This window comes from Rhodoplanes tepidamans, assembly GCF_030813915.1.
Taxonomy (GTDB): Bacteria; Pseudomonadota; Alphaproteobacteria; order Rhizobiales; family Xanthobacteraceae; genus Rhodoplanes; species Rhodoplanes tepidamans.
The window spans coordinates 119,691-134,076 of record NZ_JAUSUJ010000019.1 but is presented as its reverse complement, the minus strand read 5'-3'; the positions used below and the strand labels follow the sequence as shown (position 1 = coordinate 134,076).

Below are 14,386 nucleotides of genomic sequence, written 5' to 3'. Positions count from 1 at the left end.
GTCGGCCATCCGGCCCCGATTCGCTGCTGTCCACATGGACAGCTTGAATCACGGCATCGACCGCCCCGCCACCTCAGTTTCCAAACGGGCTCTCACACCGCCTGCACCTCGACCACCCCTGGCACCGCCTTGATGGCGCCGGCGATCTGGGGGGAGACCTTGTAGCGGCCCTTGAGCTTCACCTCGATCTCGGCCTCGGGCAGCAGGAGGACGATCGAGACGTCGCCGTCGGCGCGGGTGTCGCGCGCGGCGGGCGGCGCGGGCGGGGCGCCGCCGGGACGGCCGCCGCGCGACGGCGCTGCGCCGGGCGGGCCGGAGGCGCCGGAGGGCGGGGCCCCTGGGCCCCGGCTTTCGCCGGGGAACGGGGAGGTCTGGGCCGCGCCCGCGGATCCCGGGCCTGACGGGGATCCCGGGCCGCCCGGGCGGCCGGTGCCGGCGCCGGGCTGATAGTTGCCGCGGGTGCCGTAGCCGCCGCCGCCGTTCCCCGAAAAGCCCCCGGCCCCGCGGCCCTGGCCGCCGGAGGGCTCCAGGCGCTTGGCCACGGCCTCCAGCGGGGCCTCGTCGCGCAGGAAGATGCGCAGGCCGCCCTGCAGCTTGGCGGCGGCCTCGTCGAGCGGCTCGACGGTCTGGATGCGGGCCCGCACCTCCTCGCCCTCGGCATTGGCGGCGATGAACAGGAGCACGGCCTTGCCGGGCTCCAAGAGGTCGCGGTACTGCGCCAGCGCCTCGGTGAACAGGATCGCCTCGTAGTGCCCGGACGGGTCGGAGAGGCCGATGATGCCCATCTTGTTGCCGGTCTTGGTGCGGCGCTCGGTGCGCGACACCACGGTGGCGCCGAGCCGCCCGGCCGTCGCGCCCGCCTTCACGCTGCGGCAGAACTCGGCCCAGCTCTGCAGGCGCAGGCGCTTCAGCAGGTGGGCGTAGTCGTCGAGCGGATGGCCGGTGAGGAAGAAGCCGACGGCGTCGTACTCGCGCTGCAGCTTCTCGGCCGGCAGCCAGTGCTCGTAGGGCGGGATGCGCAGCGGCTCCGGGGCCGAGGCGCCGCCGAAGAAGTCGTTCTGGCCGATCGCCGCCGCCTCGTGGGTGCGCTGCGCCGTGGCGAGCACGGATTCGACCGCCGCGAAGGCGCGGGCGCGGTCCGGCTCGATGCAGTCGAAGGCACCGGCGGCGGCGAGGCTCTCCAGCACGCGCTTGTTGACCTGGCGCGGGTCGATGCGGCGGGCGAAGTCGGCGAGGTCGCGGAACGGCCGGCCGTCGCGCCCGGCGACGATCGCCTCGACGGCCTGACGGCCGATGCCCTTGATGGCGGCGAGCGCGTAGAAGATCGTGTTGCCGTCGACGTCGAAGTCGACGCCGGAGCGGTTCACGCTGGGCGGCGCCACCTTGATGCCGAGCCGCTCGGCCTCCGAGCGGAAGTCGGAGAGCTTGTCGGTGTTGCCCATGTCGAGCGTCATCGACGCGGCCAGGAACTCGACCGGATAGTTCGCCTTGAGATAGGCGGTCTGGTAGGAGACGAGCGCGTAGGCGGCCGCGTGGCTCTTGTTGAAGCCGTAGTCGGCGAACTTGGCGAGCAGCTCGAAGATCGTCTCGGCCTGCGCCTTGTCGACGCCGCGCTCGGTCGCGCCCTTCACGAACAGGGCGCTCTGCTTCTCCATCTCGGAGCGGATCTTCTTGCCCATGGCGCGGCGCAGGAGGTCGGCCTCGCCGAGCGAGTAGCCGGCCAGCACCTGCGCGATCTGCATCACCTGCTCCTGGTAGATGATGACCCCGAAGGTCTCGCGCAGGATCGGCTCCAGCTTGGGATGGATGTAGTCGGGCCGCTCGTGCCCGTGCTTGCGGGCGCAGTAGGTCGGGATGTTGGCCATCGGGCCCGGCCGGTAGAGGGCGACGAGGGCGACCAGATCCTCCAGCCGGTCGGGCCGCATGTCGACCAGGGCGCGGCGCATGCCCTGGCTTTCCACCTGGAACACGCCGACCGTCTCGCCGCGGGTCAGCATGTCGTAGGTCTTCTTGTCGTCGAGCGGAATGTGGGCGAGGTCGATCCGGATCCCGCGCCGGGCCAGCAGCTTCACGGCGGTGTCGAGGGTCGTGAGGGTCTTCAGGCCGAGGAAGTCGAACTTCACGAGGCCGGCCTGCTCCACCCACTTCATGTTGAACTGGGTGACCGGCATGTCGGACTTGGGGTCGCGATAGAGCGGCACCAGCGCGGAGAGGTCGCGGTCGCCGATCACGATGCCGGCGGCGTGCGTCGAGGCGTGGCGGTTGAGCCCCTCGAGCTTCTGGGCGATGGCGAAGGCGCGCGCCACCACGGGCTCGGTGTCGCGGGCCGCCTGCAGCTTGGGCTCGCCCTCGATCGCCTCCTTCAGGGTGACGGGCTTGGCCGGGTTCTGCGGGACGAGCTTGCACAGCTTGTCGACCTGGCCGTAGGGCATCTCCAGCACGCGCCCGACGTCGCGCAGCACGCCGCGCGCCTGCAGCGTGCCGAACGTGATGATCTGGGCGACGTGGTCGCGGCCGTAGCGCTTCTGGACGTAGTCGATCACCTCGCCGCGGCGGTCCTGGCAGAAGTCGATGTCGAAGTCCGGCATCGACACGCGCTCCGGGTTGAGGAAGCGCTCGAACAGCAGGCCGAAGCGGATCGGGTCGAGATCCGTGATGGTGAGCGCCCAGGCGACCACCGAGCCGGCGCCCGAGCCGCGGCCCGGGCCGACCGGGATGCCGTGCCGCTTCGCCCACTGGATGAAGTCCGACACGATCAGGAAGTAGCCGGGAAAGCCCATGCGGGCGATGACGCCGAGCTCGAAGGCGAGGCGCTCGCGATACTCCTCCTCGGTGTGGCCGGGAGCGACGCCGTGCGCCTTCAGCCGGGCCTCCAGGCCTTCGGCGGCGCGCGCCCGCACCGTCGCCTCCTCGTCCAGAGACTCGCCCGTCTCGGTGCCGTAATGCGGCAGGATCGGCTTGCGGGTGCGCGGGCGATAGGCGCAGCGCTGGGCGATCTCGACCGTCGCGGCGAGCGCCTCGGGCAGGTCGGCGAACAGCGTCGCCATCTCGGCCCGGGTCTTGAAGCGGTGCTCCGGGGTGAGGTGGCGGCGGTCCTCCTCGGCGAGCAGGCGGCCCTCGGCGATGGCGAGCAGCGCGTCGTGCGCCTCGTAGTCCTCGGCGGTGGCGAAGAAGGGCTGGTTGGTCGCGACCAGCGGCAGGCCGCGCGCATAGGCGAGATCGACCAGGGCCGGCTCGACCAGGCGCTCGACCGCGGTGCCGTGGCGCTGCAGCTCGACATAGAGGCGGTCGCCGAACAGCTTTTCCAGTGCGGCGAGCCGGGCCGCCGCCTGCGGCCCCTGCCCGGCCGCGATCGCCTTGTCGAGCGGACCGTCCGGGCCGCCGGTCAGGCAGATCAGGCCGTCGCTGTGGCCGTCGAGCCAGTCGAGGGCGATGTGCGGCGCCTCGGTCGACGGGGTCTCCAGGAAGGCGCGGGAGTTGAGCTTGATCAGGTTGCCGTAGCCCGCCTCGCGGGCCGCCAGCAGGACGAGGCGGGGCAGCGCCCGGCCGTGCGGGCCGCCGCGGCCGGCGCCGGCGCCGCCGGGCTGCTCCTGGTCGCCGAAGTCGACGGCGAGCGAGATGCCGGCGATCGGCTGGATGCCGTAGCCCGAGAGCTTCTCGGAGAATTCGAGCCCGCCGAACAGGTTGTCGGTGTCGGTGAGGGCCAGCGCCGGCTGCCGGTCGGCCTTGGCCAGCGCCGCCAGCCTGGCGATCGGCAGCGCTCCCTCGAGCAGCGAGAAGGCCGAGTGGACGTGCAGATGGACGAAGCCCGGATCCTTGGCCAGCGGCGGCAGCGCGGGGCCGGCGTCGGGAGCCGGAGAGGCCGCGGTCGGCGTCCCGGCGGCCGGGAGCGGCGGGGTCTGGGTCGGTACGGTCACGGCGGTACTCACAGGGGTCGGCCGGCCACATTGCGGCCGCGCTCACGGCCCGACTCGCCGGCCGGGCCCTCCCCCCCACAATCGCGAACCGCGCGGGCCCCTGTCTACCGGGCCTCGGCTCTCTCGCCGTCGTCACCCACAGGAGACGGCTTTGCGCAATCCAATCATCCCTGGCGCGGCGCCCCCGGGTCCGGGTTCGACTGGTCCGACGACAGGCTCCGCCCCGATGCCGGCCGGCCGCCCGCCCGCATCGCGTCAGATCACGGCGAACAGCTTCGCCCACACCACCAGGGTTCCGACCAGCAGGGTCGCCGAGGTCAGGGCTCGCATCAGGTCGCTGGCCGCGGCGCGCATGATCGTCTCCTTCGAAACCGGAAAGGAACAGGACGAGAACATTAGTTCCTACTACGTTCCGATGTCAACCACGCTCGACGTGGCCGCGATGGTACCGCCGGACTGCTCCGAAACGTTTAACAAAGAGCGGCTTTTCCACGATCGAATTAATCGATCGGAAAACCGAAACCGGCATGGTGCGGTGAAAGCGGGGGGTTAACCGTACAGCGCGAGGAGGCGCAGGATGGACGAGCGCCGCAGGGTGGGGCGGGCGCGGGTGCTGAAGACGGGCCGGATCGCGGTGAGCGAGAAGGCGCCGAAAATCGAATGCGCCGTGCGCAACATCTCCGATGCCGGGGCCTGCCTGCAGGTCCACTCCGGCACGTTCGGGATTCCGCGCGAGTTCGATCTCGTGATGGAGGGCGGCCTGCGCCACCCCTGCCGGGTGGTCTGGCGCACCGAGAGCCGCCTGGGCGTCAGCTTCGGTTGACAGTCCCGCGGCCGATTCGGCAGCCGCTCCAATTATTTGATCGGGATCAAGCGGGTGTTCGCGGTCCGTTCGGGCGGGCGGGCGGGTAGCGAATGGCGAACGGGGAATGGCGAATGGAGAAGCGGGTCCGGGGTCGGGCCGCGGCACCCCGCGGCCCCTTCCCCTTCCCGCTATTCGCTATTCGCCCCTTCTCGTACTGCTACCGGGTGATCCGTTCGCGGTCATTCCGGGGCGCGGCGAAGCCGCGAACCCGGAATCCAGCGACAATCTCGGAGTTCTCGGCTGGATTCCGGGTTCGGCGCTGCGCGCCGCCCCGGAATGACCGCCGAACTGATCAGCCGAATGCGGTATCACGCCAGCTCGATCACCTTGCCGTCTTTCAGGGTGACGCGGCGGTCCATGCGGGCGGCGATGTCGAGATTGTGGGTGGCGATCACGGCGGCCAGCCGCGAGGCGCGGACCAGCTGGGTCAGCGCCCGGAACACGTGCTCCGAGGTCTTGGGATCGAGATTGCCGGTCGGCTCGTCGGCGAGCAGGAGGCGCGGCGCGTTGGCAACCGCGCGGGCGATGGCGACGCGCTGCTGCTCGCCGCCCGACAGCTCGGCCGGCCGGTGCGGCAGCCGCTCCTTGAGGCCCAGATAGGACAGGAGCTCGGCGGCGCGCTCGTAGGCCTGGCGCTTCGGCAGGCCGCGGATCATCTGCGGCAGCATCACGTTCTCGACCGCCGTGAACTCGCCGAGCAGGTGGTGCGCCTGGTAGACGAAGCCGACGTCGTTGCGGCGGATGCGGGTGCGCTCGGTATCACCGAGGCCGGAGGTCGGCACGTCGTCGATGTAGACCTCGCCGGCGTCCTGGTGCTCGAGCAGCCCGGCGATGTGCAGCAGCGTCGACTTGCCGGCGCCCGACGGCGCGATCAGCGCCACCATCTGGCCCGACCACACGGCGAGCTCGGCCCCCTTGAGGACGTCGAGCACGACGTCGCCCTGCCGGTATTGTCGCTCGACCTGGTGCAGGAAGACGACGGGACTTTCGGTCGCGGCCATCGGGTGCTCGCCTACTCGTACCGGAGCGTCTCGACGGGGTCGAGACGGGCCGCCCGCCATGACGGATAGAGGGTCGCCAGCAGCGACAGGCCGAGCGCCATCATGACCACGGCGCCGGTCTCCGACACGTCCATCTCGGCCGGCAGCCGCGACAGGAAATAGAGCTCGCGCGGGAACAGGTCGGTGCGCGTCACCCAGGACAGGAACTGGCGGATCGAATCGATGTTCACGCACACCAGCGTGCCGACCACGAATCCCGTGATGGTGCCGACCACGCCGATCGAGGCGCCGGTGATCAGGAACACCCGCATGATGGCGCCCTGGGTCGCCCCCATGGTGCGCATGATGGCGATGTCGGACGACTTGTCCTTCACCAGCATGATCAGCCCGGACACGATGTTGAGCGCCGCCACCAGCACGATCAGCGTGAGGATCAGGAACATGACGTTGCGCTCGACCTGCAGGGCGTTGAAGAAGGTCGAGTTCCGCTGCCGCCAGTCGATCATGTAGATGGGCCGCTGCGCCGCCTCGGCGACCAGCTTGCGGTAGCGGTCGATCGCGTCGGGATCGTTGGTGTAGACCTCGATCGCGGTGACGTCGTTGGCGCGGTTGAAATAGGCCTGCGCCTCCGGCAGCGGCATGAACACGAAGGCCGCGTCGTACTCGGACATGCCGATCTCGAAGATCGCCGCCACCTTGTAGGGCTTTATGCGCGGGGTGGTGCCCATCGGCGTCACCGCGCCGCGCGGCGCGACGAGGGTGAGATTGTCGCCGACCTGCAGCGACAGCTGGTCGGCCAGCCGCTTGCCGATGGCGATCCCCTGCCCCTGGTCGAAGCCCTCCAGCGTGCCCTTCTTGATGTTCCGGGAGATCGAGGCGAGCTTGTCGAGGTCGCCGGCCCGCATGCCGCGCACCAGCACGCCGTTGGCCGCGAAGGGCGACGAGGCGAGCGCCTGGCCCTCGACGATCGGCGCGGCGAGCCGCACGCCCGGCACCGCGGCGATCCGCTCGGCCACCGGCTCGAAGTCGGTGAGCGGCGACTCGAGCGGCTGGATCAGCAGGTGACCGTTGAGCCCGAGAATCTTGTCCAGCAGCTCGGTGCGGAACCCGTTCATCACCGCCATCACGATGATCAGCGTGGCGACGCCGAGCATGATGCCGAGGAACGAGAACCCGGCGATCACCGAGATGAATCCCTCCTTGCGCCGGGCCCGCAGATAGCGGAGCGACAGCATCCATTCGAAGGGCGCGAAGGGCCGGGTCCCGGCGGAGTCGGTCATGGCGATCCTTTCCACGCGGGATTACACCCGATTCTGCCGGATTCGCGAGGCCGCCGTGGCGTCACGGCGGGCGTTACCCGCAGGTTTGATCGGGCAGAGCGATTTCATTCAAATCGGGCGGAATCGGGCCGGGGTCTCGCTCGGTCGTCATTCCGGGGCGGCGCACTCGGGTCGGCGCTTCGCGCCGCCCGAGCACAGGCTCCGCGGCGAACCCGGAATCCAGCCCCGAGCGCTGCATTCGCGGCTGGATTCCGGGTTCGCGGGTCTTCGACCCGCGCCCCGGAATGACCGAGCCTCACCCCTGCGGCGCCAGCCGCTCCAGCACGTCGGCGGGTGAGAGGAGCTCGCGGTCGCCGCCGGAGCGGCGCTTGAGCTCGACCTTGCCCTCCTTGAGGCCCTTGGGGCCGACCAGGATCTGCCAGGGCACGCCGATGAGATCCAGGGTGGCGAACTTGGAGCCGGGGCGCTCGTCGAGGTCGTGATACAGCACCTCGACGCCGCGCGCCTGCAGGGCCTGCCAGAGCTCGCCGGCGGCCGCGTCGGTCGCGGCATCCCCCTGCTTCAGATTGGCGATGCCGACCCGGAACGGCGCCACCGGCTCCGGCCACACGATGCCGGCATCGTCGTGCGACGCCTCGATCAGCGCCGCGACCAGGCGGCTCGGGCCGATGCCGTAGGAGCCCATGTGGACCGGCTGCTCGCTGCCGTCCGGATGCGCCACCACGGCCTTCATCGGGGCCGAGTACTTGGTGCCGAAGTAGAAGATGTGGCCGACCTCGATGCCGCGCGCCGACACCCGGTCGGCCTCCGGGATCGCCGCGAAGGCGGCCGCGTCGTGCTTCTCCGACGTGGCGGCGTAGAGCGACGTCCACTTGTCGACGATGCCCTGCACGCCGGCGACGTCGTCGAAGTCGACGCCCGCGTCCGGCACCGGGACGTCGAGGTAATCGCGGTGGCAGAACACCTCGCTCTCGCCGGTCTGGGCCAGGATGATGAACTCGTGGCTGAGATTGCCGCCGATCGGCCCGGTGTCGGCGACCATCGGGATCGAGCGCAGGCCGAGCCGCGCGAAGGTGCGCAGATACGCCACGAACATCTTGTTGTAGGCGTGCTTGGCGCCGGCGTAGTCGAGATCGAACGAGTAGGCGTCCTTCATCAGGAACTCGCGCCCGCGCATCAGGCCGAATCGCGGCCGCACCTCGTCGCGGAACTTCCACTGCAGGTGATACAGGTTGAGCGGCAGATCCTTGTACGAGCGGACATAGGCCCGGAAGATCTCGGTGACCATCTCCTCGTTGGTCGGACCGTAGAGCATCTCGCGCTCGTGCCGGTCCTTGATGCGCAGCATCTCCTTGCCGTAGGCGTCGTAGCGCCCGCTCTCCCGCCACAGCTCGGCCGACTGGATGGTCGGCATCAAGAGCTCGATCGCGCCGGAGCGGTCCTGCTCCTCGCGGATGATTCGGCAGACCTTGTTCAGGACGCGCAGCCCCAGCGGCAGGAACGCGTAGATGCCCGCCGACTCCTGCCGGATCATGCCGGCGCGCAGGAGCAGCCGGTGCGACACGATCTCCGCCTCTTTCGGCGTCTCACGCAGAATCGGCAGGAAAAACCGGGACAGACGCATGTCGAAACTCCTCGAGGAATGGTGCAGAGAAACCGGATTAGCGTCGAAATTACAAGGGCGATCCACGACCGGCCGCGATGCCGCGCGAGATGCTCGGCGGGCTCGCGGGATCGTTTACCAAGACAACCACGAATGATGCTGCAGCGCGAGACAACTGGGATGACAAGCAAGAATCCTTTAGCTATGAAACGAAGGTCGCTCCTGGCGTCCGGGAATGAAACTTTGTTGCGTCAGGAGCGCGGTCCAGGTCTGTGGGAGGAAGAGCCAAACGGCGCGCTCGATCGCAGCCGCCCCGAGAACAATATAGCGGGGAAATGGCAAAAAACTCGGCGTACAGGCAGGACCACCGTCCTGCTTTTTTTTTGCCTGCGGGGGCGTCGGCGGCGTCGCGAGCATCGCGCCCGCGGCGACCTCCAACCGTCGACCTCGTCCCGAGGAGCGCCGAAGGCGCGTCTCGAAGGACGCGGCCCGGAGGCGTCCGGAGCGCCAGTGGCCTCATGGTTCGAGACGGCCGCTACGCGGCCTCCTCACCATGAGGGGATGGTCACCGCCGTGGGAACAGCCCCCAGAGCGTCGCGAAGCGCTCCATGTCGATCAGGCCGCTCTGCACGGTCCACCAGAAGGCGCCGACCAGCACGGTGGTGACGAGCGTCGTCCACCCCGCCTTGACGAGCAGGGCCGGCGCCGACGGCGCGCCCGGATCGGTGCCCGGCGCGATGTCGCCCGTCTCGTGCTGCGAGCGGACGCCGAACGGCAGGATCGCGAACAGCACGATCCACCAGGTGACGAAATAGATGGCCGCGAAGGTCGTCCAGGGCATGGGGGTGAGTGCCCGTTGTGAGCGCGAGATCGGATCGAAACGCGAGGCGGTCGTGCACGGCACGAAGCCACCCTCTCCCCTCGCGGGAGAGGGTGGCTCGGACCGAAGGTCCGAGCCGGGTGAGGGGGCGGGCCGCAGACTCCGAGCCCGTGGCACGCCCCCTCACCCGCCTCGCTTCGCTCGGCACCCTCTCCCACGAGGGAAGAGGGTGAGAAGGACAGTGCGCCCCCCCTGCCCTCAGGCCTGCTCGAGCTCGACGAGCGTGCCGTTGAAGTCCTTCGGGTGGAGGAACAGCACCGGCTTGCCGTGGGCGCCGATCTTCGGGTTTCCGTCGCCGAGCACGCGGGCGCCGCCGGCCTTCAGCTTGTCGCGGGCGGCGAGGATGTCGTCGACCTCGTAGCAGATGTGGTGGATGCCGCCGTCCGGGCTCTTCTCCAGGAACTTGGCGATCGGCGAGTTCTCGCCGAGCGGATGCAGGAGCTCGACCTTGGTGTTGGGCAGCTCGATGAACACCACGGTGACGCCGTGCGCCGGCTGCGGCAGCGGCTCCGACACCTTCGCTCCCATCGTCTCGCGATAGAGCTTCACGGCCTTGTCCAGATCGCCCACGGCGATCGCGACATGGTTGAGACGTCCGATCATGACGGTCCCCTCTGGCTCGCGTCGCGGACCACCCGCGCCGTCGTCGGGCCCCTATATGCCCCATCGGGGCCCATCATACTGTCAGTACGTGTACGAGGCAGAGGGGCTTCTTGCCCCAGGACGCCGCAATGCCGCCCCGCACGGCACGCCGGACGGCCTCCGCCACGGTGTCGGGATCGCGCCGCCGCGCCCGCGGGAGGTGCTCGACCGTCTCGGCGACGGTCGCCAGCACCTGCTCGGCGAAGCTGCGGCCGCGCCCGTCGGTCTCCGGGATGCCGATCAGGGCGACCTCCGGATCGGAGGCGATGACACCGGTCTCGTCGAGCGCCACGGCGACCGAGACGACCCCGACGAAGGCGAGCCGCCGGCGGTCCGGCACGGTGCGGGCCTCGGCCTCGACGATCAGGTGGCCGTCCTTGTAGAGCCGGCCCTGCGGCACCTCGTCGACGATGCCGGCCGGGCCCGGGGCGATGCGCACCAGGTCGCCGTTGCGGCAGCCCACCACCTCGGGAACGCCGAGCGAGCGGGCGAGCCTGGCGTGCTCGGCGAGGTGCAGCGGCTCGCCATGCACCGGGATCATCACGCTCGGCTTCACCCAGCCGAACAGCTCCTTCAGCTCGTCGCGCCGGGGATGGCCCGAGACATGGACCAGATGATCGCGCTCGGTGATCACCTCGACGCCCTGGGCGACCAGGCCGTTGATGATCCGGTTCACGGCCTTCTCGTTGCCCGGGATGGTGCGCGACGAGAAGATCACCCGGTCGCCCTTGGCCAGCCCGATGTCCGGATGGGCGTCGGCGGCGATCCGGGCGAGCGCGGCGCGCGGCTCGCCCTGGCTGCCCGTGCACAGCGCCACCACCTTGTCGCGCGGCAGGTAGCCGTAGGTCGAGGCGGAGCGAAACTCGGGCACGCCGTCGAGATGGCCGGTCTCGCGCGCCACCTGGACGACGCGCTCCATGGCGCGGCCGACCAGCACGACCTCGCGCTCGCAGGCCTTGGCGGCGAGCGCGATCGAGCGGATGCGGGCGACGTGCGACGCGAAGGTGGTGATGGCGACCCGCTGGGGCGCCTGCGCGATCAGCCGGGCGAGCGTCTCGCCGACCTCGGTCTCGGAGGGCGAGCGGCCGTCCCGCACCGCATTGGTCGAATCGCCGACCAGGGCCAGGCAGCCCTCGTGGCCGAGCCGGCGCAGCCGCGCCTCGTCGGTCGCCGGCCCGACCACCGGGGTCGGATCGAGCTTCCAGTCGCCGGTGTGCAGCACCTTGCCGAGCGGCGTGCCGATGATCAGGGCGTTCGACTCGGGGATCGAGTGCGACATCGAGCACAGCTCGATCACGAACGGCCCGAGCTTCAGGGTGCCGCCGACCGGCACCACGTTGACCGGGATCTCGGAGGCGCCGGGCTCCGCCTCGCGCTTCGCCTCGAACAGCGCCGCCGTGAACGGGGTGGCGTAGATCGGCACCTTGAGGCGCGGCCACAGGTCGATGATGGCGCCGAAATGGTCCTCGTGGCCGTGGGTGAGGATGAGGCCGAGGAGGTTCTTGCGCTCCTCCAGGAGGAAGCGGATGTCGGGCATCACCAGGTCGACGCCCGGCAGGTCCTCGCCGCCCCCGAAGGAGACACCGAAGTCCACGGCGATCCAGGATTTCTTGCGGCCGCTGCCGTAGCCGTAGACGGAGAGGTTCATGCCGATCTCGCCGACCCCGCCGAGCGGAGCGAAGACGAGGTCGTCGGCTTTCTGGATCATGGGCGTCTTCGGTTCGAGGAGAGCGCGTCCGGCTGGGCCAGCGGAAACACGTCGCCGGCGGCGATCTTGTGGACACCCTCGTCCCCGCTGATTAGCAGATTCCCGTGGTCGTCGATGGATTCGAAGGCCCCGGCCGTCTCGGTGCCCTCGAATCGCACCCTCAGCGGCGTCCCGGGCGCCGGCCCGCGGGCCAGCCAGGCGGCCCGGATCGACGGGAAGCCGCGGCTGCGGTCCCACTCGGCGAGCCGCGCCTGCATGGCGGCGGCGAGCGCCGTGAACACGGCGGCGGCGCTGGCCGGCTCCCCCTCGGCGGCGAGGTCGGTGGTGGGATAGAGCGCCTCGTCCGGGTGGTGGAGGCAGTTGATCCCGATCCCGACCACCACGGCGAGGGTCCGGCGCGTCTCGCCCTCGACCAGGATACCGGCGAGCTTCTTGCCGCTGCACAGCAGGTCGTTGGGCCATTTGAGCGTCAGCCGCCCGGCCAGCGCGGGGGCGACGGCGCGGACGGCGTCGTGCACGGCGAGCGCCGCCACGAAGGAGATCTGCGACGCCTCCGGGATCGGCGCCGGATCCGACAGGAGGAGGCTCGCGAACAGGTTGCCGGGCGCCGACGTCCAGGCCCGGCCGCGCCGGCCGCGCCCGGCGGTCTGCCGCGCCGCCGTGATCCACAGCGGCCCGGCCTCGCCCTCGCGGGCGCGGCGAAGCGCTTCGGCGTTGGTGGAGTCGAGCGTGTCGAAGGCGACGAGCGACACGCCCGCCGCCACGGCGGCGGGGTCGAGGGTCGGAGCATTTTCGCCGACGGCGTATGAGGTCATGGGGATCGAGACTCTGTCGCCCGGGGCCACCCCCCTCCCCGACCCTCCCCCACAAGGGGGGAGGGAGCAGGCTGCGGCGAGACGCAGCCCTGTGCAAAGCTTAGCTCATACGGAGTCCAAGGAGACAAGGCCGCGGCTATTGCGTTCCCTCCCCCCTTGTGGGGGAGGGTCAGGGAGGGGGGTGAGCCCCACCCCGTGACCGTCGAGACCGTCCGCTCGCCGTCCAACGTCAGAACAGCGACTTCGCGGCGGCTCCGGCGGCGTCGACCAGGGGGGCCGGCCAGACGAAGAACAGGAGCACGAACAGTCCCGTCACGGCGAGCACCACGCCGAGCTCGCCGCGCATCGGCGAGAAGGCGGGAGCGGGCTCGTCGAAATACATCACCTTGACGATGGCGAGATAGTAGTAGGCCCCCACCACGCTGGTGACGACGCCGATCACGGCGAGGGCGTAGAGCCCGGCGTTCACGGCGGCCAGGAACACGTAGAACTTGGCGAAGAAGCCGGCGAGCGGCGGGATGCCGGCGAGCGAGAACATCATCATGCCGAGCAGGAAGGCGACGCCCGGCTTGGTCCGCGCCAGGCCGGCCAGATCGGAGATGTTCTCGACCGGCCCCTCCTCCCGCTTCATGGCGATGATGCAGGCGAAGGTGCCGAGCGTCATGGCGACGTAGATGGCCATGTAGATCATCACGCCCTGCACGCCCTCGGCCGTGCCGGCGGCCAGCCCGATCAGCGCGAAGCCCATGTGGCCGATCGACGAGTAGGCCATCAGCCGCTTGATGTTGGTCTGGCCGATCGCCGCGAACGAGCCGAGCGCCATCGAGGCGATCGAGACGAACACCACGATCTGCTGCCACTGCGGCACCACGGTGGGGAAGGCCGTGGTGGCGACCCGCACGAACACGGCCATGGCGGCGACCTTGGGGGCGGCCGCGAAGAACGCCGTGATCGGGGTCGGCGCGCCCTCGTAGACGTCGGGCGTCCACATGTGGAACGGCACCGCCGAGATCTTGAAGCACAGGCCGGCGAGCAGGAAGACGAGGCCGAAGGTGAGCCCCACCCCGCCCGCCTGGGCGCCCTGCGCGATGCCGGCGAAGGTGACGCTGCCGGTCGAGCCGTAGACCAGCGAGGCGCCGTAGAGCAGCATGCCGGACGACAGCGCGCCGAGCACGAAGTACTTGAGGCCCGCCTCGGTGGACTTCACCTGGTCGCGGTCGATGGCGGCGACGACGTAGAGCGACAGGCTCATCAGCTCGAGGCCGAGATAGAGCGCGATCAGGTCGCCGGCCGAGATCAGCATCAGCATGCCGGTGGTCGAGAGCACGATCAGCACCGGATATTCGAAGCGCTGCCGGTCCGGGCTGGACAGGAACTCGCTCGACATGACGACGGCGACGGCCGACCCGATCAGCGCCAGGACCTTGAAGAACCGCGCGAAGGGGTCGAGCACGAAGCTGCCCCCGAAGGTGGTCTGGGTCTCCGCCGGCATCAGCGCGACCAGCACGCCGGCCGCGATCAGCAGCATCACGGCGAAGCCCGAGACGGCGCCGGTCGACTGGTTGCCCCGGTAGGCGCCCATCAGGATCAGCACCATGGCCCCGACCGCGAGAACGATCTCGGGCAGGGCCGGGTACAGGGCGGGAAGCTCGGCGACAGTGTTCATCGGGATGCC

At 70.1% G+C, this 14,386-nt stretch carries 10 protein-coding genes; 1 reads left to right on the top strand and 9 read right to left on the bottom strand.

Annotation, left to right across the window (positions count from 1 at the left end; all coding sequences use genetic code 11):
• Positions 1 to 92: 92 nt before the first annotated feature.
• Positions 93 to 3,824 carry a DNA polymerase III subunit alpha gene (gene dnaE, locus J2S22_RS21495; RefSeq protein WP_272780854.1) on the bottom strand — a complete coding sequence of 1,244 codons (3,732 nt, stop codon included), beginning with the start codon at positions 3,822 to 3,824 and terminating at the stop codon, positions 93 to 95.
• Positions 3,825 to 4,494: 670 nt separating this feature from the next.
• Here dnaE and J2S22_RS21490 point away from each other — a divergent pair.
• Positions 4,495 to 4,740 carry a PilZ domain-containing protein gene (locus J2S22_RS21490; RefSeq protein ID WP_272780851.1) on the top strand — a complete coding sequence of 82 codons (246 nt, stop codon included), beginning with the start codon at positions 4,495 to 4,497 and terminating at the stop codon, positions 4,738 to 4,740.
• 350 nt (positions 4,741 to 5,090) lie between these two features.
• Here J2S22_RS21490 and J2S22_RS21485 read toward each other — a convergent pair whose 3' ends face one another.
• From J2S22_RS21485 to nuoN, 8 genes are all read right to left on the bottom strand, one after another.
• Positions 5,091 to 5,783 carry an ABC transporter ATP-binding protein gene (locus J2S22_RS21485; RefSeq protein WP_272780852.1) on the bottom strand — a complete coding sequence of 231 codons (693 nt, stop codon included), beginning with the start codon at positions 5,781 to 5,783 and terminating at the stop codon, positions 5,091 to 5,093.
• Positions 5,784 to 5,794: 11 nt separating this feature from the next.
• Entirely contained in the window at positions 5,795 to 7,063 is a 1,269-nt protein-coding gene (locus J2S22_RS21480; protein WP_272780853.1) for a lipoprotein-releasing ABC transporter permease subunit, read from the bottom strand.
• Between the two features lie 295 nt (positions 7,064 to 7,358).
• The gene (proS, locus tag J2S22_RS21475; RefSeq protein ID WP_272777345.1) at positions 7,359 to 8,687 is read right to left on the bottom strand and encodes a proline--tRNA ligase; all 1,329 of its coding nucleotides are present in this window, start codon (positions 8,685 to 8,687) and stop codon (positions 7,359 to 7,361) included.
• Between the two features lie 544 nt (positions 8,688 to 9,231).
• A complete protein-coding gene (locus J2S22_RS21470) occupies positions 9,232 to 9,507 on the bottom strand; it encodes a DUF1467 family protein (RefSeq protein WP_272777344.1) in 276 nt (91 codons plus the stop codon).
• A gap of 237 nt (positions 9,508 to 9,744) precedes the next feature.
• Positions 9,745 to 10,149 carry a methylmalonyl-CoA epimerase gene (mce, locus tag J2S22_RS21465; protein ID WP_272777343.1) on the bottom strand — a complete coding sequence of 135 codons (405 nt, stop codon included), beginning with the start codon at positions 10,147 to 10,149 and terminating at the stop codon, positions 9,745 to 9,747.
• Positions 10,150 to 10,222: 73 nt separating this feature from the next.
• A complete protein-coding gene (locus J2S22_RS21460) occupies positions 10,223 to 11,893 on the bottom strand; it encodes a ribonuclease J (RefSeq protein WP_272777352.1) in 1,671 nt (556 codons plus the stop codon).
• Entirely contained in the window at positions 11,893 to 12,711 is an 819-nt protein-coding gene (locus tag J2S22_RS21455) for a biotin--[acetyl-CoA-carboxylase] ligase (protein WP_272777342.1), read from the bottom strand. The genes J2S22_RS21460 and J2S22_RS21455 overlap by 1 nt, the downstream gene beginning before the upstream one ends.
• A 229-nt stretch (positions 12,712 to 12,940) precedes the next feature.
• Positions 12,941 to 14,377 (bottom strand): NADH-quinone oxidoreductase subunit NuoN, encoded by a 1,437-nt coding sequence (nuoN, locus tag J2S22_RS21450; RefSeq protein WP_272777341.1) that lies wholly within the window; start codon positions 14,375 to 14,377, stop codon positions 12,941 to 12,943.
• Positions 14,378 to 14,386 lie beyond the last annotated feature (9 nt).